The sequence below is a fragment of the Methanobrevibacter sp. genome, assembly GCF_017406825.1.
Lineage (GTDB): Archaea > Methanobacteriota > Methanobacteria > Methanobacteriales > Methanobacteriaceae > Methanocatella.
In genome coordinates this window covers 1-25,711 of record NZ_JAFQXT010000021.1, presented here as the reverse complement: position 1 = coordinate 25,711, position 25,711 = coordinate 1, and the positions used below count along the sequence as shown (strand labels likewise).

Below are 25,711 nucleotides of genomic sequence, written 5' to 3'. Positions count from 1 at the left end.
TTATCCTCTCTCAAAACCATAAAAAACACAACCAAAAAGTTAATTAACTCTAATAATAGATTGTACTTCCTAATATATAAAATTAAAGGATAATAAAATAAGAAAAAAATTTAAACACAAAAATTATGAGTCAGCCTCAAAAAAAGAAAAAAGATGGATGATAGTCATCCATTAAATTATTTTAAGTTTCAATGCTGTTTTCTCGTCAACCTTACCAGTCACTTTCAGTCCATTGGCTTTTTGGAACTGCTTGACGGCCCTGACAGTGCAGTCATGGTAGATTCCGTCAACCATTAGGTAGTGGCCCTTGTATGACAGATAGTATCCGTTCTTTTTCAGTGCCCTTTGAATCTTTTTGACTGTTGCCTTGTCCTTGCTTCCTTTGGAAACTGTCTTGAAGGCTGCCTTGACCTTAATATTCACTTTCTTGGTTGCCTTATTGTAGTATGCATCACCATTGAATGTGACTGTTGCCTTGTAGGTTCCCTTCTTGGTCAACTTGGCAATCTTGAAGGTCGCCTTGCCCTTGCTGTTGGTTGTGGCCTTGTATGTCTTACCGTTGACTTTCAATGCAACTTGGGCTTTTTTGATTGATTTACCGGTCTCATCCTTCAATGTTACAGTGAATTTCTTGGTTTTAACAGTAGTTTTGAAGGTTTTTGCCTTGGCGGTTATTTTTGATGCCAGCTTGTTGACTGTGACCTTGACCTCTTTTGATGATGCAGTATAGTTGTCATTTCCTGCAAATTCAATCTTTGCCACATACTTATCCGGAGCAAGGCCCTTGGTTGACACCTTAACCTGTCCTTTTGCATCGGTTGTGTATTTTTTAACACCTTTCAAGTCAACGCTTATGCTAGCTCCTGCCACAGGCTTGCCGTTTGCGTCCTTTAAGGTTATGACAAGGTTTTTGTTGTCATTGTATGATGAGGTTACGTCATCGGCTGCAATCTCTGTTTTCATCTGTGTGATTGGAATTTCAATTTCAAATGAAGAATCATCCATCTCCACACCGACTGTTCCAACTCCAAGAGCGGTTCCTGTGAACTGGACTTTTTGGCCGAGGGTGACGTTTTCATAATCACTGAGTTTCCCGTTGGAGGCAAAGAGTGTCATGAGAAACTCAGGCAACAGGGAATTGTCATAGTCTAAGACTTTACCGGAAGATGCGTCATATAAGTACAGCTTGAATGTGACATCTGAAGTGCCTGAAATTGGAATTTCATCAGGTTCAGCTGTTGCATTTAAAAACAGCCAGGCGTTCATGTTATCCTGTGGCGCTTCATCATAATAATAAGCATTGTTTCCAAACCAGTTGTTGTTTAAGTCGAGATTGAATGTAAAGTCGAAAGAAGCACCTGAAAAGATGAAAATGTTGTTATTGATTTTAGACGAATCAGCCTGAGATCCTCCAATGTCATTTCCTATGAACAGGCATCTTGAAATTGACATGAAATTGGCGGCACCCAAATATATGGCACTTCCACCCTGTTCGGCATAGTTGCCTATGAAAGTGCAGTTAGTCACATTGTTCCATCCTCCCTGATATTCAATGGCTCCTCCTTTAGGGGCTGAATTGTCAATGAATGTGCAGTTGTCAATAACACAGTCAATTGTCATAACGCGAACAGCACCCCCTCCGAAAAAGAAGCTTTGATATCCATTTTTGAAAACTATGTTTTTAAGTGTCACCACACCATACTGAACATCGAATATTCTTGCCTTGCCGTCGGCATCGATAGTGTGACCTTTACCGTCAATGGTAATGTCGTCAGCAATCGGGATTCCGTTGGTGTATCCTGAACCTTCATATGTATAATTGTTTTCCAATGTTATTGTTGAACCGTAGCCCGCATTGATTTTGCTTTCCAAAGCTGCAAATGTTCCATTATCAGTTTCACCGATTGGTTGGGCCTCATCAGCGAAAATGACTTCACTGTTCTCATCATCTTGTGGCATTTCCATTTGCGAATTGTCCAAACTGACCGCCATCGTGTCATTCACATCCCCTGCAAAGGCACAGGTCATGGTGAACATGACGCAAAGGAGCAATATTAATGTTGAAAAGCTCTTTTTAAACTTCATTTCCATAATCCCTCCCTATTTGGAATTATGATTGAAGGTTTATCACGAGATATATATATATTTAGCGTAAAAAATAAATGCCATCAGGCGATTTGAATAAAAATAATTGAATAATCAGCCATCAAGGGGATGACTGATTTCATTTAAATGTTTAAGCCTTGATTTTGTCCTTATACCAGACAGTTGCCTTATACGGAAGGTACCCATTTACAAGATTTACCTTGATTGCATAGCCTCCATTCTTGGATGTCTTGGTGATGACCTTTCCGGTCTTCTTGTTCTTGAAGAAGAATTTGGCCTTTATGATTTGTTTTAACTGAATGTTTCTGTTTATAACTTCATATTTTTCAAATCTGTCAGTGTTAGTTATGTACATGATTCTCCGGAATATGCTGTTATTCTAAATATTAAACATTATTTAATAAAAAGATTGCGAAAAAAAAGAAAAAAGGTTAACTTAGATAATCACTAAGACTACCAATGCCAGAACCAGGATGAGAATAATAATATTGCTCCACCATGAACCGTCATCGGCAACATCCGCATTGGTTGCATTTCCCGCTGTTGAATTTGAATCAGTGGAATTTCCCAATATAGGATTGAACTGATTATATAAGTCTTTAAAGCTGTAATAGCTTCCCATAGGCATTAACTCATCTGCTGATGCGCATCCGAAGGAGTATCCGCCCAACATGTAATCCTTTGGAGTATAGTTTGCAAAGCCCTCGCTTTCATTCCAGGTGTAGTTTGCACTCACATTGCCGTAATTGTTCAGATAGTACATTATCAGGAACTTGAGATATGCAGTTTCGTTTTCCGTCAGATTGTAGTCTTCGAATGTTGATGTTATTGAGTCATATATCTTAAGATATGTCTTGTAGCCTTCTGCGCTTTCGTTTAAAGTGTAATTTGACGGGTCGGACAGGTATATCTGATATTCGCTGAGGAACTCTTCGGATTCTGTCCAGTTTTCATCTGTGCAGTTTCCGTACTGGTCGAGATAGCTCAATATTTTATATTCGAGGTAATCGAAATCGGTGTAGTCGTAATCGTCATCCCAGTCATCGTCCTCAAAGTCTTCATCTTCATCATACTCGTCATCATCTTCGAAGTCATCATCGTCCTCAAACTCATCGTCATCGTCCTCAAAGTCATCATCTTCGAAGTCATCATCGTCCTCAAACTCATCGTCATCGTCTTCAAAGTCATCCAAATCCTCATCCAACTCAAAGTCATCCGGACTATCGTCTAATGCAGAATCAACATTATCCGCTGCATAGATTGATCCGACACTAACTAAAAGAAGTATTAGTATTATTGAAATTTTAAAAATGCCTTTAAAATAATTCAATTAACATTCACCCCCATTACTAATAATTAGAATATCATCATATATAAATTATATCTAAAAATAGAGGGTCAAAAAAAGAAGAGGGAAGTGAGATGATGTTATCTCACTTATCTGAGTTTAATTTTAACTGTTTTAGCTGATTTCAAGTATAAAGGAGTTGTCTTGAAGTTGATTTTCGCCTTATAGGTGCCTTTCTTGGTTAACTTCTTAATCTTAAAGATTGCTTTTCCTCTAGCGTTTGTTTTCGCCTTGAAGGTTTTTCCTTTAATCTTAAGTGTAACCTGCACTTTTTTAACCGCTTTGCCTTTGCTGTTTTTCAGGGTTATTGCATATTTCTTAACTTTCAATGATCTTTTGAAGGTTTTCTTTTTGGCAACAATCTTGGTTTTTTCCTTGTTCACTGTGATTTTGACTGTTTTGCTAACAGCATTATAGTTGTCATCACCTGCGAATTTGATTACAAGGTTTCTTTTACCTGCTTTAGCAGCTTTAAGGATTTTTGCAGTCAATTTGATGCTTGCAACACCTTTGGCATTTGTTGTGGCGGTTCCTATGTTTTTGCCGTTTAAGGTGAATGTTACCTTTTTGCCTGAAATGGCATTGCCGTTAGCATCCTTAAGGGTGATTGAGTATGTTCCTCCATAGTTTATGACATATGCCTTAGCCGCCGCTGTTATTTGAGTGTTCAGTTTATTGACAGTGACTGTGGCCTCAGCGGTTATTGAAGGATAATATTCTTCCGGAGTGAGGATAACCCTTAAAGTGTAAGTTCCCGCATCAAGATTGGAGATGATAATCTTATCACCGTTGATTTCAATTTCTGCAGTGCTTACGACATTTCCGTTTGCATCAATGACTGTTATATTGCCAAATCAACGCTGCCGTGTTCGGCAGTATAGTTAACTACTCCTGATTCGCCATAATCAAATGTGACATCTTCAAGAGCAAGTGATGAAGTGACTAGAATAACGTTACCGGTTAAGTTTAAAGCGTCAGTGCCTTCACCAGGATAGGAAACTTTCAGCTTGTGTGTGCCTGCATCAAGACCCAATTCCTTGGATCCGATGATGTAGCAACAGACATCTTCATCATATCTGCAGTCTGCCAAAGGCAATGTGACTGGAGTTTGTGAAAAGATATGAATGTATTTAAAAAAAAGAAAAAATTGGGAATTAAATCCCATTGATGAAGGATTTAACCCAGTTCAATAGTCCGTCAAGTGAAAATCCGTCTGCTGAACCATCATCATTCAAAAAACCGCTCACTTGGTCTTTGTAGTAGTTCACATCGCCTTGGACATTCTGCACTTGCTCGATAGTGTTGGCCAGGTTTTCGATGTCCACGTTTGTAATGTTTATGTTGTTGTTCTGGACGTAATTGTTTATTATGTTCACGATTGTGTCGTGGTCTGTCACGTTGTCTTTTGAAACCTCCTGTTTTACCTGGTCAACCAGGCTGGCCAGTTCGTCTGCATCCACACCGGAGTTTTCAACTATTTCCGCCTGGGTGTAGATTTCATCGTTTGCGGCTTCCTTTACGCTTTCAGGGATTTCAACATCAGTTGCCTCTTCATAGGCATTCATTATTCCTGCAAGAGCGGATTCGCCGGTAGCGGTTATCGGACTTGTTACGTAAACGTGTCCGCTAGTGATGCCGGCTGACTTCAATGCAGAAATGTACATTTGTCCTGTTATTGTGGTGATTTTTGATTTGTCCACACTAACCTCAAGATTATCATTATCATTCAAATCCAGCAATGCTGAAGAGAATATCTGACTTGATGAGTATGACTTGCCTGTGATTCCGCTGGATACCTGATTTACCTGATCGGCAGTAATCACCTTTGAATTCACATCGTTTAGATTTACATTTGCATTGTTTACAAAGAACGCATCAACAATTGATTTGTAATCGTTGCTTGCGAATGTAGTTTCACCGTAGGTTGCTACGAGATTGGAATCAGTTGCAAATCCTGTCGGGAGCAATAGTCCCACAAGGATTAAAGCTAATATTGCTATAGTAATCTTTTTCATTAATCTCACCTCACTAAATTCCTATCTTAAATTAGTGGAAGTAGTATATAAATGTTGCACTTTTTTGAAAATGTTAAATACCAATATATCCTTAATTAAACATGTGAGTCATTCAATGACTAAAAAAAAAAGGAGCAGTTAATATGTACAGCAACATATCAGAGAAACTGGAAATGAGATTTCCGCCAATAGCAATGCTTAAAAGCGACACCAAACCTGAAGATGCGAAAGGCCCCAAGGATGGAAAAGGAGGATGCGTGATGAGTTTCGTTGCACAGACCATCGCCAAAAGAGTGACCACCTGCTTTGGCCGTGAAAACGTGACATGCGGAGGAATCAATGTAGGATTCGGATGGGGAAGCGGAATGGCAAATGAAGATGCCATAGACTTTCAGGCAACATTCCTGTCCTGCGGACTCGATTCAGCGCCAGACAGAAAATCCTATGAGAAAAGACTATCCCAAATGAAGAGAAACACAAGCGAGATGTTTCTGCACGGTGAAAGAATATATGCCGATTTTGAAACCGCAAAACACGGAATCAAAAACAGACCCGTCTATGATGAAGGCCAATACGTTATTTTTAAGGCCCTGGAGAATCTGGAAGAAAGCGAAACTCCAAAATCCGTTATCTTCATAGTCAATCCGATGGAACTGACCGCCCTGATTCAGATCAACACTTCATTTAGACGCAGCGGAGCATGTCTTTTAACTCCGCAGGCATCAGCATGCCAGGCAATAGGATGCTTTACATTCCAGCAGGATGAAAGCAACGACCCGAAACCGATTCTTGGACCGATTGACTTTGCGGGCAGAAGCAAAATGAAGCATTTCATCCCAAATGAATATATGACACTGTCAATGCCTTGGAAACTCTTCCTGAAGTTGGAGGAACTGAGCGAAAACAGCGTTCTTCAAACCGACTTATGGCAAAAATTTAAAGACTGAACATATATAATATAATGTTATGAGAAAATTAGTTGCGCCGATGAAGAATAAGATCCCGCAGATTTTATTCATATTCCTATTTCTGTTAATCCAGGTATACTGTGACTTGACACTGCCTCAATACACTGCGGATATCGTAAACATTGGTATCCAGAACACCAATTTCCAGTTTATCATAGATACCGGGCTAATCATGCTTTTGATGGTTGCAATCTCCGCATTTGCAACAGTCGGCGTGTCCTATTTTTCAAGCAGGGTATCCTCAGGCTATGCCAAGGATTTGAGAAAGATAATATACAATAAGGTTTTGAAATTCTCAAACCATGAACTGAACGATATCTCACGTTCATCCCTGATTACAAGAACAACAAATGACGTCAACCAGATTCAGGGCGTTCTCGGATTCATGTTCACAACCCTTATATTCGCACCCCTTTTGGGAATAGGCAGCATAATCAAAGTATTCGAGCTTCAGACAAACCTTTCCTGGATTATTCTAGTGAACTTCATTGTAATCATCGTCCTTCTAGTTGTAGTTATGGTCAGGGTCATCCCATACTTTAAGATAATGCAGGAGATAATGGACAGCATAAACAAGACCGCGAGGGAAATCCTGATTGGAATACCCGTCATCAAGGCTTTTGTCAGGCAGGATTTTGAAGAGAAAAAATTCCAGAAAGTCAACAAGGAGTTTTACGACGTCAACATCCATGTATTCCAAACAATGCTCATCCTGCTTCCACTGATTACATTGATGATGAACCTCATGGTCGTTTTCATTCTCTATTTCGGAGCGTATGACGCAATCAGCAACGGAATCCTGACCGGAGACATCATTGCCTTCATCCAATACGCGACACTTCTTGTCAGCTCATTCCTGATGATTGGAGGATTCTTCATCATGCTTCCAAGAATACTCGTTTCAGGAAGACGTATCAGCGAAGTGCTCAATACGGAAATCACAATAACAAGCGGCGAGCTTACAGAGATTTCAAAAAATCCAACCATAGAATTCAGGAACGTCTCATACAGGTATCCCGGAAGCGAAAAGGAAACCCTTAAAGACATCAACTTCAGCCTGAAACCCGGCAAGACCACCGCAATCATCGGCGGAACCGGAAGCGGAAAATCAACAATACTCAATCTGATACCGCGTCTTCAAGATCCAAGCTCAGGTGAAATCCTGATTGACGGCGTCAACATCAAAAACTTTAGTCTTGAAAGCTTGAGGGACAAAATCAGCTTCACCCCTCAAAAGGCAATCCTGTTTCAGGGAGACGTCAAATCCAATATGAAGATTGGAAAAAACGATGCGGACGATGATGAAATCAGAAAAGCGCTGGACCTTGCTCAAGTAGACTTTGTTGATAATCTCGGCGAGGAGGTTGCACAAGGAGGATCCAACTTTTCAGGCGGCCAAAAGCAACGCCTTTCAATAGCAAGAGCAATCATCGACCATCATGAGTTCTATCTCTTCGATGACTGCTTTTCAGCGCTGGACATGAACACCGAAAGGAAAATAAAGGAAAACCTTAAAGGCCTGAAGGATTCGTCAATCCTGATTGTTTCACAGAGAATTTCAACAATCATGGATGCCGATGAGATTCTTGTAATCGACGACGGCGAAATCATAGACCGGGGAACACACGACAGACTCGTTGAAAGTTGCGAAATCTATCAGGAAATCGCAAACATACAAATAGACTACATGGAGGCGATATCATGAGCCCAAGGCCATTGAAAAGAAAGCCTCCGGAAAAACCTGTCGACAACAGAAAGGCAATCAGGAACATCATAACCCTCCTGAAAGACCATAACCTAAGATTAATTTTGACCGTGATTTGTGCGGTGATATCCACGGCATTCACAATCATTGCGCCGCTTCTTATCGGCCAGGCAACAACCCTGATTTATAACGGAATCAATGACATGATCCGCCATACAGGCACAATCGATTTCAACACATTAACACATCTTTTGGCGATTGTTGCGGTTTTATATGTCATCAGCGCCGTTTTCACATACCTTCAAAGCATTCTTCTTGTTAAGGTAACAACAAAAATCAGCTATGATTTGAGAGAAAGGCTGATTGACAAGGTGCTGCATCTTCCGATGGAGAAGGTTGAGGAAAACAAAAGGGGAGACATCCTCTCAAGAGTGACAAACGATGTCGATTCCCTCCAGAACGGTATCACACAGTCATTCATTCAGCTGATTACCGCTGTGATAACACTCATTGGAGTGTTCATCATGATGCTGTCCATCAACCTTTGGATGACATTGGCAACAGTCATTCTAATCCCTATAGCATTCATTCTCATCAGGTTCATGACCAACTACTCCCAGAAGTATTTCCTAAAACAGCTTGAGTTCAAGGGTTCACTTAACGGCCAGATTGAAGAGACATTCACAGGCCATGACATCATCAGGGCATTCAACCAGGAGGAAATCTCCATGGAAAGGTTTGAAAGCGACAATGAGAACTGGTTTACCCATGAATGGAAATCACAGTTCTATTCAAGCTTAAACGGTCCGCTGATGAACTTCATCTCCAACTTCACCTATGTCGTTGTTGCCGTTTTGGGAGCTGTATTCGTGCTTCAAAAGGTGATTGCCGTTGGAGACATATTGGCATTCTTCCAATACACTCAAAGCTTCACAAGACCTATCCAGCAGATCACCCGTGTCATGAACCAGATTCAGACTGCAATGGCCGCAAGCGAACGTATCTTTGAGTTTCTGGAATATGACGACGAGCAGAATCCGTCCACCAGACAGATTACTGAACTGGCAGAAGGAATAACCTTTGACAATGTCAGCTTTTCATATACTCCAAACGAGAAGATAATCAAGAACCTGTCTTTTAACGTTAAAAAAGGAGATAAGATAGCTATTGTGGGTGAAACCGGTGCGGGAAAAACCACAATCGTCAAACTGTTGATGAGATTCTACGACATCAATTCAGGTTCCATAAAGATAGACGGCATAGACATTGAAGAATACGACAAAAACAGTCTGAGGTCATTGATTGGAATGGTATTGCAGGATTCATGGCTATTCTCAGACACCATATCAAACAATATTCGCTACGGCAATCTGGACGCCGGCGATGATGAGATCGTTGATGCGGCAACCAAGGTTTATGCGGATAATTTCATAAGGCGCCTGTCCGACGGCTATGAAAGCGAGCTGAATGAGGATACGGATAACGTTTCCCACGGACAAAAGCAGCTGCTTACAATTGCAAGAACCATACTCTCAAAAAAGGAAATCCTCATTCTGGATGAGGCAACTTCAAGCGTCGATACAAGAACAGAAAAGCTTATTCAAAAGGCAATGGATAAGCTGATGGAAGGAAAAACTAGTTTTATCATTGCCCATAGACTGTCGACCATCAGAAATGCCGACAACATCATCGTTATCGAAGACGGTGAAATAATAGAGCAAGGAACCCACGAGGAATTGCTTGCCCTTAAAGGATATTATTACAATACGCTGAATTCCCAGTTAAGGGAAAATAACGCCTAAATCTTTTCCAGGCATTCGTCCCAGATCTCTTTGGAAATGCTGTCAAGAGTTCCTATGGATGATGCCTTTTTGAATTCCTCATCCGCTTTTTTGTAATCATCTGATGCATAATATGTCAATGCCTTTCCCTTGATTGCGTCAAATGAGTTCTCATCTTTTTGCAGTACTCTGTCATAGACATCGATAGCGTCATCATAATCGCCGTTGAGGGTATTCGTATTGGCTATGGCTATCCAGACTTTAAGGTCATCCCTAACAGCCAGTGAATTGATGAACTCGTCAATGGCTTCAGGGTATTTGTCCAGATTACTTAATGCACGGCCTTTTATATAATAGGCATCTGCATTTGACGGATTGACGTCAATTGCCTTATCGCAGAGTTCTATGACCCTGATGTTGGCTCTGGCAACATCAACAAACTCGTCTGAATTTACCCTATCCAAGCGTCTTTTGGCCCTTCTTACATAATCATGGTCACGATTCAGGGCCACTTTGATATTCCTAGTGGAATCAACCACTGATTCGGGAACATCCCCATAGCTGATGATTTCTGATTTAAGCTGTGAGAGCTCATCGACAATGTCCGAAATGCTGTTTAAAGTTTTTTCGCTGAAATCATCAAAATCGGATACATCAAGATTCTCGTCCAATTCTTCCAAAATCTCTCTGCTTTCATTCCATATGAAATCTATTCCATCTGATATTCTCTGAAGGAAAGTGGATTCAAAATAAACCTTATCCCCTTTTTTTCTGTTGACTTTTATGTCCTCTTCATTATCGGCCATCTTATCACCTTAACAAAAAAATATTAAACAAATAATATATAAACTATAATTCATTGTTTAAAAAGGTTGTGATAATATCCGGTCCTATTATGAATGTGGGGCCTGCATTTTAAGACAGGCAAAGGAAGTCATTGATTTGTCCTGCTCAGATGAGAAATTGAAGTTTGAACTGATGCAAAACTGCATAATGCAAATGGCAGATAAATTCAACAAGAACTCACAACCCAATAAAATTGCAACAGAGATAAATCAATACGTCAAACAGAAAACCCAATGCAGGGACGCATACTTTAAACAAAAAGAAATTAGTAATGAAATTGCATTATCAATAATGCCGAAAGTTGAAGAGATGCTTAAAACAGACGACAGTCTGGAGACACGAATCAAATTATCCATTGTTGGAAACATCCTTGATTTCGGAGTCTATGACATAGACACCGATTTCAAAGGACTCATCAGCGGAAATCTCAACAGGGATTTGAGCATAAATGACATTGAAGAACTTGAAGATGCACTGAATCAGCATGACGAAGCCCTATATCTGGTTGATAATGCGGGCGAAATCGTCTTTGACAGACTGCTGATTGAAAAGATTATGGAATATGATGTGGATGTTGTTGTGGCCGTTAAAAGCAGTCCGATTGTAAACGACGCATGCATGAAGGAAGCCGTTGATGCCGGTTTAGATGAACTGTGCGAAATCACAACACTCGGATGTGATTGCGGAGGAGTTGTGGAAGAGATGTTTTCAGAGGACTTTAAAAAAATCTTCGATGAAAGCAGCCTTATAATCTCAAAGGGAATGGCTAATTATGAAGGGCTCACTGAAATGGACCTGACTGACAAGGACGCCTTTTCGCTTTTGTGCAGCAAATGCAATCCCCTATCCAAAGACCTGAATGTAGATATCGGGTCATTTGTGCTTAAAAAGCTTTAATGAAATTTCTTACTAATGCAATCGTGTAAAAAAAATAGCATGGAGACATATCTATGAAAAGAATACATAAAATACTGATAGTTGTCCTGATTATCCTGATAGCTATTATCGCAATATTTTCATTTTCGGGAAATTCCACACCGACGGGCGACGGACCTTCCTATAATGCAAGCGCATTGAATGAAAATCTCTCAATAGACATGGATAAATGGCAATATGATGAAGATAATGATATTTATTATCAGATTGGACTTGTTTACTGTTTGAATCCAGAAGATACATCTTATGAATCATGCGGAATCTATGTTCCTGGAAAATACTTTAATGCAAATGAAAGTTCAAATGGAACATATTCATGCAGCGTGAATGAAAATGCGCAGGTCGGAAACTATACTGCGGCTTCCGCACCTATAGTGATGCCTGTAAATACTCCAGGCTACTCATCATGCACCGCACCAACAAGTTATAATGCACAGGATGTCAAAGATTACACCGATGCAGGCTTTATATATCTTAATGCAGGATGCAGAGGAAGAGATAATGCCGAAGCTCCGGATGGTGTGGTAGATTTGAAATCAGCCGTCAGCTACTACAGATTTAACGGAGACGTGTTGCCTGGAGATAAGGATAATGTATTTACCTTCGGCCATAGTGGTGGAGGAGCGCAATCCGCCATAATGGGCGCTTCCGGAAACAACGAATTATATAACCCTTACCTTGAAGATATCGGTGCTGCGATGGTTGATAAGGATGGGAAAAGCATCTCAAATGCAATTGCCGGAGCGATGTGCTGGTGTCCGATTACAAATCTGGACACTGCAGATGAGGCATATGAATGGAACATGGGCCAATATGTAAGAGACTCTGATTCATTTACCGAATCTTTAAGTGAAGACTTGGCAAGCGAATATGCGACATACATAAACGATTTGGGCCTAAAAGACCCTAATGGAAACACATTGAAACTCGAGGAAAGCGATTCCGGAGTTTATGCCTCAGGCAGTTATTATGATTACATGTTAAGTGTAACAGAAGAGTCATTGAACAATTTCCTAAATGACACCACATTCCCATATACTCCTAGTTCAGGTGGAATGGGAGGCATGCCTACCGGTGAAGCGCCGGGCGGGGAAATGTCCTCATCCGACAGCGGTTCCGACAGCTCATCAAATTATGAAACAACACAGGATTACATTGATTCACTGAATGGCAATGATACCTGGATTGAATATGATGCCGGCACAAACACTGCTAAAATCACAAGTCTAGAGGCATTTGTGAAACATTGCAAAAATCCATCAAAATCCGTAGCTGCATTTGACGACTTAAACCGTTCCCAAGCTGAAAATGGATTGTTTGGCCTTGATGCAAATAGCTCATCACACTTTGATAAAACATTAAGTGACCTGCTTAACGACAATGCTGATGAATACTCAAAATTCAGTGATTATTCAACCGGTTATGCCGAAGAGTACAGCGCTGATTTAGCTAAAACAGATAGCCAGAACAATACTGTTGAAACCCGTGTGAACATGTACAATCCTATGTATTACCTATGTGATTATTACGATGGTGCGGGAAGCTCCGATGTGGCAAACTACTGGAGAATCAACACAGGTATTGAACAGGGAGACACATCCCAATGCGTTGATGTAAACCTTTACCTGGGAGTTCTGAATAAAGTAGGCAAGGACAATGTCGAGTTTTCAACCGTATGGGGACAGGGCCACACCCAAGCCGAGAGAACCGGAGATTCAACTACAAACTTTATTAATTGGGTAAATGACTGTTTAAATTAAGAAATCCCAATAGGATTTCTTTAATTTCTTTTTTCTAAAAAAAAATAAGGGATAAAATGATTAAATTTTATCCAAAGCCTGATCTACATCGGCTAAAATATCCTCAATGTCTTCAATACCGACAGAGAATCTTATCAAATCGGGTGTTACCCCTGTTGACAACTGCTGCTCTTCGGACAGTTGTGAATGTGTTGTTGATGCAGGGTGAGTGACTAGGGATTTTGCATCGCCTATATTTGCCAAAAAGGATATCAGCTCAACATTTTCTATGAACTTCAATGCACCGTCATATCCTGCCTTAAGTCCGAATGAGACTATTCCTCCGTAACCCTTTTCGGCATACTTTTTGGCCACTTCATGGTTTGGGGATGATTCAAGACCTGAATATGTTACCCATGCCACTTTCGGATGCGCTTCAAGGTGTTCTGCAACGGCCATTGCATTTGAAGCGTGCCTTTCGATTCTCAATCCAAGGGTTTCAAGTCCCTGCAATAATAAGAAGGATCCGAATGGGGATGGGACCGCACCGGTATCCCTGCCTATGACTGTTCTGATTCTTGTTGTAAATGCACTGCCTTTAAATGTTTCACCGAATATCAAACCGTTATATGTCTCGTCCGGTTTGGATAATGTTGGAAACTTACCGTTCATCCAGTCAAAGTCTCCCTTTTCAATGATTATTCCGCCGAGAGTGGTGCCGTGACCTCCAATGTATTTGGTTGCGGATGATGCGATGATGTCCGCCCCATGGTCAAAAGGTCTTACGGAACCTATTCCCACAGTGTTGTCTGCTATCAGCGGTATATCGTGTGAATGTGCGATTTCAGCCAGCCTGTCGAAATCCGGAATGTCAAGCTTAGGATTTCCGATTGATTCGACATATATTGCCTTTGTCCTGTCATTTATTGCCTCTTCAAACAGTTCAGGAGACTGTGAATCAACGAATGTGACTGTTCTTCCCAAATCCTCCAGAGTGTTTTCAAACAGCTCGTAAGTTCCTCCGTATAAGTTATCTGCAGAAACTATATTGTCTCCGACCTCTGTTAGATTAATGATTGCATAGAAAATTGCCGCCATTCCGGATGCTGTTGCATATGCTGCGGTTCCGCCTTCAATTGCGGCCATCCTTTTTTCGAATGCCTCGGTTGTGGGGTTTGTCAGTCTTGTGTAAATGTTTCCTCCTTCCTTAAGGGCAAATCTGTTTGCGGCCTGTTCGGGAGTGTCGAATACATAGGAAGTTGTCTGATAAATCGGTGTTACTCTTGAGCCGGTTTCGTCTACATCTTCCTGACCGGCATGCACCCCGATTGTTGAAATGTTTTTCTTGTTTTTAAATTCATACGCCATTTTATCACTGTTAATTAATTTATCATAATATTAAAATAAATCTTGTGCGTCAAGCATCACGTCAACAATGTGAACATTGAACGGACATCTCGGTTCGCAATCGCCGCATGCAATGCAGTCTGTTGCATTGAATTTCAGGTTGTTGTAATGTTCCTGTATGCTTGCCGGCACCTCATCCTTGTTTTTTGCAAGGTCAAACAATTTGTTTACCATTGCTATATCAATTTGGGAAGTGCATGGGGCGCAATGTCCGCAGTATGTGCACTGGCCGTCAAACGAGTGTTTCGGAGCCTTCCTTAGAACTTCCGCATAATCCTTTTCTGCATCGGTTGCATCGCAGTATTTCAAAGATTCCATTAACTCATCAACTGTTTTTACTCCGACAAATATGCTTGAAACTCCCTTTTGCTCCAAACAGTAGTGGATGCATTGAACAGGTGTTAATGCCACTCCGAATGGGGATGTCTCAGCAGAAAGCAGATTTCCTCCGGCAAATCCTTTCATTACTGTTATTGCTGTTCCATTATCCTGGCAGGTTTCATAGATTTCCACCCTCAAAGGATTCAAACCGAACATAGGGTCATCATATGCGTCTTCCTTTCGGTATTCCTCTATATCATCCACTATCCCGAACATGTCGAAAGCGGGATTTATTGAAAACATCAGAAGTTCTATTTCGGGATTTTCCGCTGCCAGAATACCTATTTCAGGGTTGTGTGTACTGAGTCCGATATGGGCTATGGTGCCTTCGTCTTTCAGTTTGCGGACATATTCAATGAACGGACCGTTCATTATTTCATCATAATCCTCCAATTGGTCGACATAGTGAATCATACCGAAATCAAGAGTGTCCAGTTGAAAGCGTTCCATAAAGTCTTCGAATGCAGGAATTACCTTATCCATTTCACGTGTTCGAACATACTGGTTGTTTTGCCATGTCGATCCGATATGGCCTTGTATTACCCAGTTTTCCCGATTGGGCTTTATGGCGCGGCCCAAGTGTGAGCGTACGTCCGGTTCGCTCATCCAGCAGTCAACAAAGTTTATTCCATTAGCTTCACATGCCTTAATTAATTCTTCTGTATCCTCATACGGCCTTTCAACTAAAAATTCCGCTCCAAATGCAATCTCGGATACTTCAATTCCGGTTTTTCCTAACTTTCTGTATTTCATTTCGTTTTCCCTCAGTAATAATATTTCTAGTTAATAGTTAAATAATATATTCACAAAAATAATAATTGAAGCAATCATAACTATTGATATAATGTATACAAAGGAATTCCTATTAACCGAAATAAACAATATCCGGGAAGAAATCGGACACGAGAAGGCGAATATCTTCATTGAAGAGATTTACTTTAAAAACAACGAATTATGGATTATAACAGAGGACCGGCCGGATAAATCAGCAATCATCGGAAAAGGAGGATGGGTTGTTGGAAAGCTTAGGGAGAAATTGGGCCTGGACAGCATACACGTTGAAAGTTATGGCGACTTTTTAAACAGGAAATATAAATTGAAACTTTCCAAAAAGACCATAAGCAATCTTGATTTGGATTTGGTCGGGATTGGAAACCTTGAAATTGCAATCGACAATAAGCTGGAAAACATTTACAGCTTCAATTTTGACACTTTTTTTAATGAGAATGCATTTGATGAATCTTCAGAAACCGAAGCGGTTGTGGCTCTTTCAGGAGGTGTTGACAGCAGCTTTTCACTAATTTTAGCCAAGAAATTGGGTTTCAATCCTAAAGCGGTTACGGTTGATCCGGGAACTATAATCCTGCCGAAGCAGTTTAAAAGGAATATCAAAAGCGTTACGCAATCTTTGGATGTCGAACATGAATACATTGAAGCCGACTATTCGGATGTGGTTCGGGAATCATTAAACGGAAGCGTTCATCCCTGCGGCAGGTGCTCCAACAATACCGGCAATCTGGTGAAGCAGTATGCAAAAGATAACGAAATCCCCATAATTGTCTTCGGTGATATGCTTGCAACCGGCAGCCAATGCATAAATCTACAGGAAGATTCATTATATCGCTTGAACCTTCCGGCAAGTTTAAGTGTTGGCAAGCAAGAGATAAAATCCTTAATCGGAAACTATGATTTAAAGACATTCAAAGGATTCGGCTGTCCGCTGCTTTATGAGGTGCATAGGAAATTCCCCCATATGAAGAAATTTTCGATACAGAGAATACTGCGTGAAACACGTTCAAGTGCACTTGAACCCGGTGAAGCGCTGGATTTGATTTGGAGCTTCTATAAAATCTAGATAAGAAATAGCAAGACGAAAGATTTTAAATGGTGACATAATAGAAGCTGAGCGTAACTTATGTAAATAAGTTTTCTATTACATCACATTAAAATCCCGTTTCAATAATCGAAAGATTATATCCACATTTGTATATTGTTTTTTGGAGTATATAAATTTTAGGTATACCTAAACTTTTTTAAGAAATGAAAAAAATAAAAGGAAAAAATCAGATTCCCTTCTTCTCAAATTCAACATCAAGGAATTCTTTAATGTTGTCACGTGCAATTTCAACCATTTCAGGAGCAGGACCACCAGCAACAGCCCTGATTCTGACGTTTTCACGAGGATTTAAAGCCTTTTGAATAATCTCATCATCCAAGTTCAGCTCATCAAAGCCCAAATTCAGTGAAATTTCATCTATGAATTTGGAAGTGATGTCCTCCTCAGCCATGTCGTTTGCAGTCGCTTCGTTAACGATTCTTCCTACAATCTTGTGGGCGGTTCTGAACGGAATGGATTTCTCACGAACCATGATATCCGCCAGATCGGTTGCGGTAGCGAAGTTCTTGCCGGCCAATTCGGCACATCTGTCAACATCGAATTCAACGGAAAGCATCATTTTGGTGACAATGGATAATGTATCCTGTGTAACTTTTATTGAATTCCATAAATGAGGAGTGATTTCCTGCAAATCCCTGTTATAGGTATATGCAATAGCTTTTAGAATTGTCAATATGGTGACCAGCTCACCGTTGACTATTGCGCACTTGCCTCTTGCAAGCTCGGCAACGTCGGGATTTTTCTTTTGAGGCATGATAGAAGATGTTGATGAATATTCATCCGCCATTTCGATAACACCAAACTCATAGGTGCTCCATAAGACCAGCTCCTCACAGATTTTTGACAATGTGGTGCAAAGGCAAACCATGTCGAAAACCGCTTCTGAAATGAAATCCCTTGCGGAAACCCCGTCCATTGAATTTTCCAGATATGCGTCAAAGCCAAGCAGGTCGGTTGTCAATTGCCTGTTGATTGGGAAACTTGTAGTGGCCATAGCCGCGGAACCTAACGGGTTCAGGTTAACGCGCTTATAGGTATCGGCAAAACGTTCATAGTCTCTTTTGAGAGCCTGCACATGAGCCATCAGATGATGTGCTATGGTAATAGGCTGTGCATGCTGCAAGTGTGTAAAGCCAATGAAAACATCTTCCAGGTGCTCACCTGCCATTTCAACCAGGCCTTCCATGAACTCGAGAATGCCAATTTGGATTTCCGCAATCTTTTCCCTTAAAACCAACCTGACATCACATGCCACCTGGTCGTTACGTGATTTGGCGGTGTGCATGAATCCCGCTTCAGGACCGATTTTGGAAGTCACGTAATTTTCGATAGCCATATGCACATCCTCTACGGAAGGATCAAACACCAATGCCCCGTATCCTTCATCCTTGAGATTGTCAAGGGCGCATAATATCCTATCTGCAATTTCTTCATCGATTATTCCTTCATGCTTCAACATGGAAGTATGTGCAAAATTAGTTTTGATATCCGCTTCAAAAAGAAGTTTATCTGCTTCAAGTGATGAAGTATAAACAGCAGCTTCATCTGTCATTCCAGTCTTAAAACGACCATTTCTTATGTTATCCAAATGAATCCCTTCTAAAAGCTAATTAAAAATAAAAATAATAAAAAAAGAAATGAAGATTTGAAAAAATCTATTTTTTCATTTCAGTGTATCCGCATTTACCGCAGGCAACTCTGTCACCGTGGTCAGCCATGAATACACCTTCACCACAACGAGGACAAATTTGGTTTTTTCTAACGATTTTGTCTCCATCAACTTCATATAAATCAGATTTTCTTACCATTCAAATCACCTATTCTTCTTCAGCTTCTTCAGGAGCTTCTTCTTCAGGTTCTTCATTTTTAGCAATTACATGTTTTGCTTCAATGTATTCCAGATCATCCACAGTATCGTAGACTTTAGCATAACCTAATGCTTTAGGTTCGCCGTAGTGTGGCTGTACATTGTCGACAACGAGTAATTCTTTTTTAGTGTTTAATAAAGCAACTAATTTGGATTTGATGTCCAATACTTTAGGAGTTGCTTCTCCATCATAATCAACATAAAATTTGATTTCTTTTCTGTTAAATAATTTATTTTCTTTTTCTTCTATAAATTCGATTTCCATGATAAAACCTCATTTAATTTATTTCAATAAATCCGTCAATAAGCTTTTGAGCTTTATTTTTTAAATCACGAGCTTTCAAAACCACCAATCCCTCATTAGGTTGGCCATACAATATGGTAGTTTCCGGATTTGCCATCAAGATGCAAGGAAGAACTGCAAGATCTTCTTCCCCTGCCACTTCAATTACATAACATTCGCCATTGTCAGATAATTCAAGAGCTTGGCCTATGGTTTCCCATAGATCATCTGTAAGGTATCCGGCAGGATTGTCGGCTTTCAGTATATGATCGGCCCGTATAACATCATGAGCATGATTTTTTCTTTGAACTAAATTATCAATTATACCAATATTTGGATATAATTCATATTTTGTAAGATTTGCAAAAGTCGCATCACCAACAGAAATCAGAAACTCGGAAGATTCAATCTCTTCAATCGCATCTTCAAAGTCAGGATATAACCTGCCGAAAGGCTTTTTCAGCTCAGCAATTAAATCCTTGTTTTCTGCATCTAAACGTAACACATAAACCCCTTCTATCTTACTCTTAAACAATATTCTCCAGGAATTTCAATATTCAATTCACGAGCAATTCTGGACTCGTCAGGATCAGTTATAATCAAAAGACCACTCCAGTTATCTGAAGTTGGATTGCCGCAGCTAGGGCATTGGTCCTTATCTGAAATCATTTTACAAACTGTACAAGCTTTCATTCTTAACCATTCCTACTTTTTTGTTTTGCTTCTTCAATCCATTCGAATCTGCCGAGGTTGGTCTGTCTCATAGTGAGAGGAATCTTGGAGTTTCTATGATTTTCCATGCTGTTAATGGATTCGTCCTTAATGGAAACACTAACCGCTCTGGCCCTTACCAAGTCACCAACATCCAAAGTCTTATTAGATTCTTTTGCGATTAAAGCTTGTCTTTTAGCATCATAGTTAATATAATCATCAGTTACTTGTGAAACATGGATTAAACCATCCATAGCTCCGATTTTAACAAAAGCGCCGTAATCAGCAATGTCTATTACTTCACCGTTAAAAATTTCATGTTGCTCAGGTTTAAAGAAGATAGCATTGAAAATGACCTTATGGTATGAAGCACCGTCACCCATAATAAGTTTTCCATCACCAATTTCTTCAATTTCATTAACACAAATGAGTAAACCAAGTTTTTTGTCTAAACGACCTTCATAAGTTTCGTTTAAGGTTTCTATTGCAACTTCTATGAGAGGCTCATCAAATTTGTAAGGTGGTATTCTTACAATGTCCTCAATTTTTGTCTTATAATACAAAGTAATCCCTCATTTTTTTAATAAGTTTAATTAATATTATATTTTACCTTCAACAGCAATATATTTTTTTTGTCTTAGATACACTATTGTTATCCCTTTATCTTTTGCACGATTTTTCAATTCTATATCATTTGTAGCTAAAACTTCTGAAACTCTCAGTAACGCATCATCCACAGTTTCATTTTCCAGTAATGAAATATCCTTTATTTCAACTTTTGAAGAATTAGCTAATTTCAAGGCCAAGTTCGCATTTAATCTTACTTTTCCTTTGGAATTTTTTTTCAAACCCTTCAATTCATTGATAACAAAGCTTGGAGTGGTTAATTTATAAGAAGGTAATGAATTTTCAAGTTCAGTGATGATGTCAACATTGAACTGAAAAGGAACCATAAAAAAATTGGTGTCAATCACAACTTCTTTAGAGTCCATTATTTCCCTCTATTGTATAATACCGTAACCGATTAATCTCCAACGAGCACCTACTCTACGACTTAATGCAACCCTGTCGCCCGGACTTGCACAGACCGGCAGCTTGAGGGTCACGTCAACATCATTCTTCTTAGCTGATGTAACAACACCGATTGTAGTTGTAGTTCCGCAATTAATCATCAAAGGTTCTTTAATCTTAATTGGAGAAACCTCACGTTCCTCTTTAGTTCCTACAACACGATCAAGCAAGTTTGTTTCCATACTAAAGGCGTCTAAAACATCCGGCAAAGTATCCTCTTCACCAGCAACAGTTCCAGATAATGAATCTGATTTGGTTAAAGACGGATCCAATTTGGTTGCAATACCAACAAGTCCTCCTGGACCTATTTCCTCAACCTGCTTACCATTGGCTTCAAGACCTATAATCTCTGACTTCAATGTGACTCTTTCGCCATTATTGGTAGGACCAGGCCTGATTTCAATAGTGTCTCCAAGTTTGAAAGTACCTTGGACTAATGTACCGCCAATAACTCCACCCTTGATTTTATCGGCGCCGGAACCCGGTTTGTTGATATCGAATGACCTTGCAACATGCATCAATGCGGAATCGTCAACATTCCTTTCAGGAGGTTGGATTTGCTTAAGCATTGCTTCGATTAGGATATCCATATTAGCGCCTTGTTGAGCAGATACTGGTATTATTAAAGCATCTTCAGCACAAGTACCTTTAACAAATTCCTTAATTTCATTATAACTTTCAATAGCTCTTTCTTTTGAAACAATATCAATTTTATTCTGAACTACTATCACATCTTTGACGCCGATAACGTCAAGCGCCATGAGATGTTCTTTGGTTTGTGGTTGTGGACAAGACTCATTTGCAGCAATTACCAACACTGCACCATCCATAATTGCAGCACCAGATAACATAGTCGCCATAAGAGTTTCGTGACCTGGAGCATCAACAAAAGATACTTTTCTTATAAATTCAGTTTCACTCCCACAGATTTCACATTTTTCAGAAGTAGTGTAGCATTCAGGCTCGCCGCATTCAGGACATTTTCTGAATTCAATGTCAGCATAGCCTAAACGGATTGAAATACCTCTTTTTGTTTCTTCACTGTGAGTGTCAGTCCATACACCTGATAATGCTTTAGTAAGAGTAGTCTTACCATGGTCTACGTGACCGACCAAACCTATGTTAACATCTGACTGTACGTTCACAGATAACCACCTTTTTCATAATTTTAAAGTTAATGGAAAAAATAGCAGAACTATTCTTCCTCTTCTTCAGCACCAAGAATGTCAGCTATTGATTTGCTTCCAGCTTTAGTAACGACAGTGTTGATTTGTACAATATCCTCAGCGATAGTGTTTCCCCTTACGGTTTTTCTTCTTTTGACACCATCTGCCTTAGGATGATAACCAGTACCACCGGTTAATAAACTTTTGATTCTTCTAGTACCTGAAACATCTTTTTTCATAGTGAAACCGTTTTTGTCACTGCCACCGGTTATTTTTAAAGTGTAGCCATCTAAACCAACAATTCCACCATCAAATTCCTCGCCGATGACTAATCCGTTAAGAGATTTAGTGTCTTCGACTTCCATTTGATAAGTTTCAGCATTTTGAGATACAACAACTTTGAATGCCATGGTATTCCTCCTTGATTATTTTATCACAATAATTTATTATTCAAAAAGACCAAATTTACCCCAATCTGGATCTTGTTTACGCTTAATTTCAACAAATTCATATAAAGTCTCATATTCATCTTCTGTTAATTTATCTTTAAATTCCCTTTCAATGAACTTGTAATGCTTTTCAGGGATGTCCACATATAATTCATCCCCCTCATCGAAATGCTTTCCGACAATGGCGTCCTTAATTGCCATAGCAACCCTTTGACCTCTAGGGATGGAAGGTAATGTTTCGCCCTTATCCTCCATACTTGCTATAACACCAACATATTCACCGTTTTTGTTAATCAGTGTCTGGCCCTGTTTTACGGTACCGCTGATTGACTCTATTCCGATGATTGCAGGTTTGCTCTGACGGAAAACCAATTTAGGCAAAGACATGAATTTTGCAGGCTTGATAATGGCATCATAGAATGCCTTTTTCTTGGCTTGCTCCATTTCATCAATCCATGCTTCATAGTCTTCGATGATTTGATAAATCACATCACCTTTAAAGAGTTTAACATCTGAATTTTCCAAGTCTCCAACTGAATTCGGATTAACATTAACATTGAATGCAATGATTGCACCATGTGCATCATTTTCATTTAAGGCAATTGATGAATTAATTATATCCCTTCGATTAACATCGCCAATGTCGGCTTCGCGAATAGGAATTTCCAATTCTCTCAAAAGCTTTACAATAGCTTCAAGGGAACCTAATGTATCCGCTTTAACCAAAATACCTTCATCTTCAGTGCTGATAGTAATGTCCTCTATTTCCTTAAGTATTTCCTCTTCCACATTCTCCTGATCGTTTAAGACTCTGAGCGGAGAACCGGAAACGACGTCATCCAAATTAGGAGCAGCTATCTTAATACCTGCAGCTGCAACGACTTCATCGAATTTCTGGAATTTCTTTTTGGAATCTCTCATTTCCTCAAGCGGAAGCGGCCTTAGGATAGAGCGTATTTTTGTTTTTAAAACCTCGTTTGAAGATGTCATTAAAGCGATTTCATCATTAGTGCGCAAAACCCCATCATAGATAATGCTGTCGATGGTAAGACCTAATCCCACTTCCTCTTTAATTTCAAGCACAGTACCTTTTGCAGGAGCATCCTCATTGATTTCAAGCTGTTCGGTAAGGTATTCCTGAGCAAGCCCTAAAAGCATTGCCAATACTTCAATAATGCCTTCGCCGGACCTGGCGCTGATCGGAATGATACTGATTTGTGAAGCGAAATTACTGATTCTGTCAAATCTTTCAGACTGGAAACCTTCCTTGTGGAGGGTACCTACAATCTCATACACCTTAGTGTCCAAATTCTGCTGGACGCTTGGAGCTTGCTGATTGAAAGATTCCTTGAATGAAGCCCCTTCATGAGTTTCCCAACCAAACAGCATGTCTATTTTGTTGGCAACCACAATGAATGGAGTCCTATACATCTTAAGAATATTCAGTGCTTCAAAGGTCTGCGGTTTAAAACCGTCATTAATATCTACAATCAGTACGGCCAAATCCGCCAGTGCACCGCCACGCTTTCTCAAACTGGTGAATGCGGCGTGACCTGGAGTATCAATAAAGAACAATCCAGGGATTAAATCTTTGATAGTTAATCTGGATATAAAATTCCCACAGATTTCTTCAATGGTATCATTAGGTATTTCTGTAGCACCAATGTGTTGAGTAATACCGCCCGCTTCCTTATCAGCGATGGTACTGCCTCTGATATAATCTAATAATGTAGTTTTTCCATGGTCCACATGACCTAAGACTGATACAATTGGGGATCTGATTTTCATAATATCTTCTTAATAATAAAATTTCAATCTAAATATCTATTCATAAATTAAATCATTATCGACAATCTGATAATCACAAATTTCGTTTTCATTAAAGAAAAGGTTAATTTCTCTTTCTGCAGATTCAGGAGCATCTGAAGCATGAATAATGTTTCTACCGGTATCCATACCAAAGTCTCCTCTGATAGTTCCAAGATCTGCTTCTAAAGGATTGGTTGCTCCAACGATTTTCCTGATAGTGGTAATAGCTTCTTCTCCTTGAATAACCATAGCAAGGGATGGTGAAGAAGTAATATATTCAACTAAACTTGGGAAAAATGGTTTTTCAGCGTGTTCTCCATAATGAGTTTTTGCCAAATCTTCATCAATTTGAATTAATTTACAAGCAACGATTTGAAGACCTTTTTCTTCAAAACGGGACAATATTTTACCCATAAGACGTCTTTGAACAGCGTCTGGTTTCATCATAACAAAACTTTTTTGAATCATTCTTTAACCCATTTAACTTTTCTTGGAACTCTTTTGAGTTTAATCATATTTTTTTCACATTTGCTGCTACAAAAGAAATAAATTGTACCATCTCTTTTAACGTACATTTTTCCTGTACCTTCTTCTATTTCTTTATGACAGAATGAACAAGTTCTCATGCTTTTACACCTTCTTAAGGAGTTCTAATTTCTTTAGCTTCTCTAATTGTATCAAGTAACATTAAAATGTCGCCTTCTCTTACAGGACCCATAATGTTTCTTGTTAAAATTCTTCCTTTATCTCTACCATCGAGGATTCTGCATTTGATTTGCATTACCTCACCAGTCATTCCGGTTCTTTTTAAAACTTCAATGACTTCAGCAGGAGTTCCTTCTTCCATTTAAATCACCGTAAAATCATTAAAAGAATTTATCTATTCTTTTAATTCAGCAACTTTTTCAACGATTTCACTAACAGCAGCTTCTGCGTCACCAGCATCAACAATACATGCGGAAGCAGTACCGACAGTTAAACCTGCAGCTACGCCTACTTGTTCTTTGGTAGGTAAGTATACGTAAGGAATTTCTTTTTCATCAGCGAGAACAGGAATGTGTGCAACGATTTCAGCAGGATCAACATCTTCTGCGATAACAACTAATGCTGCATCTCCTCTTTCGATGAATTTGGTTACTTCGTTAGTACCTTTTGCTACTTTACCAGTAGCTTGTGCGGTTTCTAATGCTTCTTCAGCTTGTTTAGCTAATTCTTCAGGTGTGTCA

The 25,711-nt window shown here is 39.6% G+C and carries 29 protein-coding genes; 6 read left to right on the top strand and 23 right to left on the bottom strand.

The genetic code is table 11. From position 1 onward, the window contains the following. Window positions 1-171: 171 nt before the first annotated feature. The 6 genes from IJF99_RS03505 to IJF99_RS03480 form a co-directional block, all read right to left on the bottom strand. Complete coding sequence (locus tag IJF99_RS03505; RefSeq protein WP_292792121.1) at window positions 172-2,091, bottom strand: peptidoglycan-binding protein; 1,920 nt, start codon at window positions 2,089-2,091, stop codon at window positions 172-174. A 145-nt stretch (window positions 2,092-2,236) separates the two neighbouring features. After that, window positions 2,237-2,461 (bottom strand): hypothetical protein, encoded by a 225-nt coding sequence (locus tag IJF99_RS03500; RefSeq protein WP_292792119.1) that lies wholly within the window; start codon window positions 2,459-2,461, stop codon window positions 2,237-2,239. Window positions 2,462-2,542: 81 nt separating this feature from the next. After that, complete coding sequence (locus tag IJF99_RS03495; RefSeq protein ID WP_292792117.1) at window positions 2,543-3,436, bottom strand: hypothetical protein; 894 nt, start codon at window positions 3,434-3,436, stop codon at window positions 2,543-2,545. A gap of 107 nt (window positions 3,437-3,543) precedes the next feature. Beyond that, window positions 3,544-4,032, bottom strand: a complete 489-nt coding sequence (locus IJF99_RS03490) for an Ig-like domain-containing protein (RefSeq protein WP_292792126.1) — start codon at window positions 4,030-4,032, stop codon at window positions 3,544-3,546. Window positions 4,033-4,295: 263 nt separating this feature from the next. Then, window positions 4,296-4,550 carry a hypothetical protein gene (locus tag IJF99_RS03485; protein WP_292792115.1) on the bottom strand — a complete coding sequence of 85 codons (255 nt, stop codon included), beginning with the start codon at window positions 4,548-4,550 and terminating at the stop codon, window positions 4,296-4,298. A gap of 58 nt (window positions 4,551-4,608) precedes the next feature. Then, the gene (locus tag IJF99_RS03480) at window positions 4,609-5,469 is read right to left on the bottom strand and encodes a DUF1002 domain-containing protein (RefSeq protein ID WP_292792113.1); all 861 of its coding nucleotides are present in this window, start codon (window positions 5,467-5,469) and stop codon (window positions 4,609-4,611) included. Window positions 5,470-5,612: 143 nt separating this feature from the next. Here IJF99_RS03480 and IJF99_RS03475 point away from each other — a divergent pair, with 143 nt between their 5' ends. The 3 genes from IJF99_RS03475 to IJF99_RS03465 are packed head-to-tail and all read left to right on the top strand — an operon-like array spanning window position 5,613 to window position 9,944. Beyond that, entirely contained in the window at window positions 5,613-6,416 is an 804-nt protein-coding gene (locus tag IJF99_RS03475; RefSeq protein ID WP_292792111.1) for a DUF169 domain-containing protein, read from the top strand. 19 nt (window positions 6,417-6,435) lie between these two features. Then, a complete protein-coding gene (locus tag IJF99_RS03470) occupies window positions 6,436-8,142 on the top strand; it encodes an ABC transporter ATP-binding protein (RefSeq protein WP_292792109.1) in 1,707 nt (568 codons plus the stop codon). Then, complete coding sequence (locus tag IJF99_RS03465) at window positions 8,139-9,944, top strand: ABC transporter ATP-binding protein (protein WP_292792107.1); 1,806 nt, start codon at window positions 8,139-8,141, stop codon at window positions 9,942-9,944. The genes IJF99_RS03470 and IJF99_RS03465 overlap by 4 nt, the downstream gene beginning before the upstream one ends. Here IJF99_RS03465 and IJF99_RS03460 read toward each other — a convergent pair. Beyond that, window positions 9,941-10,729 (bottom strand): tetratricopeptide repeat protein, encoded by a 789-nt coding sequence (locus tag IJF99_RS03460; protein WP_292792105.1) that lies wholly within the window; start codon window positions 10,727-10,729, stop codon window positions 9,941-9,943. The two genes, IJF99_RS03465 and IJF99_RS03460, sit on opposite strands and share 4 nt — an antisense overlap. Before the next feature lie 76 nt (window positions 10,730-10,805). Here IJF99_RS03460 and IJF99_RS03455 point away from each other — a divergent pair, with 76 nt between their 5' ends. After that, the gene (locus tag IJF99_RS03455; RefSeq protein WP_292792124.1) at window positions 10,806-11,666 is read left to right on the top strand and encodes an ARMT1-like domain-containing protein; all 861 of its coding nucleotides are present in this window, start codon (window positions 10,806-10,808) and stop codon (window positions 11,664-11,666) included. 53 nt (window positions 11,667-11,719) lie between these two features. Continuing rightward, complete coding sequence (locus IJF99_RS03450) at window positions 11,720-13,465, top strand: subtype A tannase (RefSeq protein WP_292792103.1); 1,746 nt, start codon at window positions 11,720-11,722, stop codon at window positions 13,463-13,465. 60 nt (window positions 13,466-13,525) lie between these two features. On the opposite strand, the gene IJF99_RS03445 is transcribed toward IJF99_RS03450, so the two are convergent. After that, entirely contained in the window at window positions 13,526-14,812 is a 1,287-nt protein-coding gene (locus IJF99_RS03445; RefSeq protein WP_292792101.1) for an O-acetylhomoserine aminocarboxypropyltransferase/cysteine synthase family protein, read from the bottom strand. Between the two features lie 30 nt (window positions 14,813-14,842). Beyond that, window positions 14,843-15,985, bottom strand: coding sequence for an aldo/keto reductase (locus tag IJF99_RS03440; RefSeq protein WP_292792099.1), 1,143 nt, complete (start codon window positions 15,983-15,985; stop codon window positions 14,843-14,845). 82 nt (window positions 15,986-16,067) lie between these two features. Here IJF99_RS03440 and IJF99_RS03435 point away from each other — a divergent pair, with 82 nt between their 5' ends. Beyond that, the gene (locus tag IJF99_RS03435) at window positions 16,068-17,087 is read left to right on the top strand and encodes an ATPase (RefSeq protein WP_366931247.1); all 1,020 of its coding nucleotides are present in this window, start codon (window positions 16,068-16,070) and stop codon (window positions 17,085-17,087) included. 208 nt (window positions 17,088-17,295) lie between these two features. On the opposite strand, the gene argH is transcribed toward IJF99_RS03435, so the two are convergent. The 14 genes from argH to rpl7ae all read right to left on the bottom strand — a co-directional run. Continuing rightward, entirely contained in the window at window positions 17,296-18,717 is a 1,422-nt protein-coding gene (gene argH, locus IJF99_RS03430) for an argininosuccinate lyase (RefSeq protein ID WP_292792095.1), read from the bottom strand. Between the two features lie 67 nt (window positions 18,718-18,784). Then, a complete protein-coding gene (locus IJF99_RS03425) occupies window positions 18,785-18,937 on the bottom strand; it encodes a 30S ribosomal protein S27ae (protein ID WP_067042875.1) in 153 nt (50 codons plus the stop codon). A gap of 9 nt (window positions 18,938-18,946) precedes the next feature. Continuing rightward, window positions 18,947-19,261, bottom strand: coding sequence for a 30S ribosomal protein S24e (locus IJF99_RS03420; protein WP_292792093.1), 315 nt, complete (start codon window positions 19,259-19,261; stop codon window positions 18,947-18,949). 13 nt (window positions 19,262-19,274) lie between these two features. Further along, entirely contained in the window at window positions 19,275-19,784 is a 510-nt protein-coding gene (locus IJF99_RS03415; protein WP_292792091.1) for a DUF359 domain-containing protein, read from the bottom strand. Window positions 19,785-19,795: 11 nt separating this feature from the next. Further along, entirely contained in the window at window positions 19,796-19,972 is a 177-nt protein-coding gene (gene spt4, locus IJF99_RS03410; protein WP_292792089.1) for a transcription elongation factor subunit Spt4, read from the bottom strand. Between the two features lie 2 nt (window positions 19,973-19,974). After that, window positions 19,975-20,553, bottom strand: coding sequence for a DNA-directed RNA polymerase (locus IJF99_RS03405; RefSeq protein WP_292792087.1), 579 nt, complete (start codon window positions 20,551-20,553; stop codon window positions 19,975-19,977). Window positions 20,554-20,589: 36 nt separating this feature from the next. Beyond that, the gene (locus tag IJF99_RS03400; protein ID WP_292792085.1) at window positions 20,590-20,982 is read right to left on the bottom strand and encodes a PIN domain-containing protein; all 393 of its coding nucleotides are present in this window, start codon (window positions 20,980-20,982) and stop codon (window positions 20,590-20,592) included. Between the two features lie 9 nt (window positions 20,983-20,991). Further along, a complete protein-coding gene (locus IJF99_RS03395) occupies window positions 20,992-22,206 on the bottom strand; it encodes a translation initiation factor IF-2 subunit gamma (RefSeq protein ID WP_292792083.1) in 1,215 nt (404 codons plus the stop codon). Between the two features lie 50 nt (window positions 22,207-22,256). Continuing rightward, window positions 22,257-22,637 (bottom strand): 30S ribosomal protein S6e, encoded by a 381-nt coding sequence (locus IJF99_RS03390; RefSeq protein ID WP_292792081.1) that lies wholly within the window; start codon window positions 22,635-22,637, stop codon window positions 22,257-22,259. 36 nt (window positions 22,638-22,673) lie between these two features. After that, window positions 22,674-24,464, bottom strand: coding sequence for a translation initiation factor IF-2 (gene infB, locus IJF99_RS03385; protein WP_292792079.1), 1,791 nt, complete (start codon window positions 24,462-24,464; stop codon window positions 22,674-22,676). A gap of 36 nt (window positions 24,465-24,500) precedes the next feature. Then, window positions 24,501-24,953: a nucleoside-diphosphate kinase gene (gene ndk, locus IJF99_RS03380; RefSeq protein ID WP_292792077.1), complete on the bottom strand. Its 453-nt coding sequence runs from the start codon at window positions 24,951-24,953 to the stop codon at window positions 24,501-24,503. Beyond that, entirely contained in the window at window positions 24,950-25,111 is a 162-nt protein-coding gene (locus tag IJF99_RS03375) for a 50S ribosomal protein L24e (RefSeq protein ID WP_292792074.1), read from the bottom strand. The genes ndk and IJF99_RS03375 overlap by 4 nt, the downstream gene beginning before the upstream one ends. Window positions 25,112-25,125: 14 nt before the next feature. Then, window positions 25,126-25,332, bottom strand: a complete 207-nt coding sequence (locus IJF99_RS03370; RefSeq protein WP_042692817.1) for a 30S ribosomal protein S28e — start codon at window positions 25,330-25,332, stop codon at window positions 25,126-25,128. A gap of 33 nt (window positions 25,333-25,365) precedes the next feature. Further along, a partial coding sequence (gene rpl7ae, locus IJF99_RS03365) for a 50S ribosomal protein L7Ae (RefSeq protein WP_292792069.1) occupies window positions 25,366-25,711 on the bottom strand: 346 nt, incomplete at its 5' end.

Excerpts from the sequence above, each read along its gene's own strand:
- IJF99_RS03370 (WP_042692817.1), bottom strand. The coding sequence starts at position 25,332 with ATGGAAGAAGGAACTCCTGCTGAAGTCATTGAAGTTTTAAAAAGAACC.
- IJF99_RS03420 (WP_292792093.1), bottom strand. The coding sequence starts at position 19,261 with ATGGAAATCGAATTTATAGAAGAAAAAGAAAATAAATTATTTAACAGA.
- IJF99_RS03465 (WP_292792107.1), top strand. The coding sequence starts at position 8,139 with ATGAGCCCAAGGCCATTGAAAAGAAAGCCTCCGGAAAAACCTGTCGAC.
- spt4 (WP_292792089.1), bottom strand. The coding sequence starts at position 19,972 with ATGAAAGCTTGTACAGTTTGTAAAATGATTTCAGATAAGGACCAATGC.
- IJF99_RS03460 (WP_292792105.1), bottom strand. The coding sequence starts at position 10,729 with ATGGCCGATAATGAAGAGGACATAAAAGTCAACAGAAAAAAAGGGGAT.
- IJF99_RS03440 (WP_292792099.1), bottom strand. The coding sequence starts at position 15,985 with ATGAAATACAGAAAGTTAGGAAAAACCGGAATTGAAGTATCCGAGATT.
- IJF99_RS03390 (WP_292792081.1), bottom strand. The coding sequence starts at position 22,637 with ATGGCATTCAAAGTTGTTGTATCTCAAAATGCTGAAACTTATCAAATG.
- IJF99_RS03400 (WP_292792085.1), bottom strand. The coding sequence starts at position 20,982 with ATGGACTCTAAAGAAGTTGTGATTGACACCAATTTTTTTATGGTTCCT.
- ndk (WP_292792077.1), bottom strand. The coding sequence starts at position 24,953 with ATGATTCAAAAAAGTTTTGTTATGATGAAACCAGACGCTGTTCAAAGA.
- IJF99_RS03500 (WP_292792119.1), bottom strand. The coding sequence starts at position 2,461 with ATGTACATAACTAACACTGACAGATTTGAAAAATATGAAGTTATAAAC.
- IJF99_RS03505 (WP_292792121.1), bottom strand. The coding sequence starts at position 2,091 with ATGGAAATGAAGTTTAAAAAGAGCTTTTCAACATTAATATTGCTCCTT.
- infB (WP_292792079.1), bottom strand. The coding sequence starts at position 24,464 with ATGAAAATCAGATCCCCAATTGTATCAGTCTTAGGTCATGTGGACCAT.
- IJF99_RS03480 (WP_292792113.1), bottom strand. The coding sequence starts at position 5,469 with ATGAAAAAGATTACTATAGCAATATTAGCTTTAATCCTTGTGGGACTA.
- IJF99_RS03470 (WP_292792109.1), top strand. The coding sequence starts at position 6,436 with ATGAGAAAATTAGTTGCGCCGATGAAGAATAAGATCCCGCAGATTTTA.
- IJF99_RS03450 (WP_292792103.1), top strand. The coding sequence starts at position 11,720 with ATGAAAAGAATACATAAAATACTGATAGTTGTCCTGATTATCCTGATA.
- IJF99_RS03375 (WP_292792074.1), bottom strand. The coding sequence starts at position 25,111 with ATGAGAACTTGTTCATTCTGTCATAAAGAAATAGAAGAAGGTACAGGA.
- IJF99_RS03425 (WP_067042875.1), bottom strand. The coding sequence starts at position 18,937 with ATGGTAAGAAAATCTGATTTATATGAAGTTGATGGAGACAAAATCGTT.
- IJF99_RS03445 (WP_292792101.1), bottom strand. The coding sequence starts at position 14,812 with ATGGCGTATGAATTTAAAAACAAGAAAAACATTTCAACAATCGGGGTG.
- IJF99_RS03475 (WP_292792111.1), top strand. The coding sequence starts at position 5,613 with ATGTACAGCAACATATCAGAGAAACTGGAAATGAGATTTCCGCCAATA.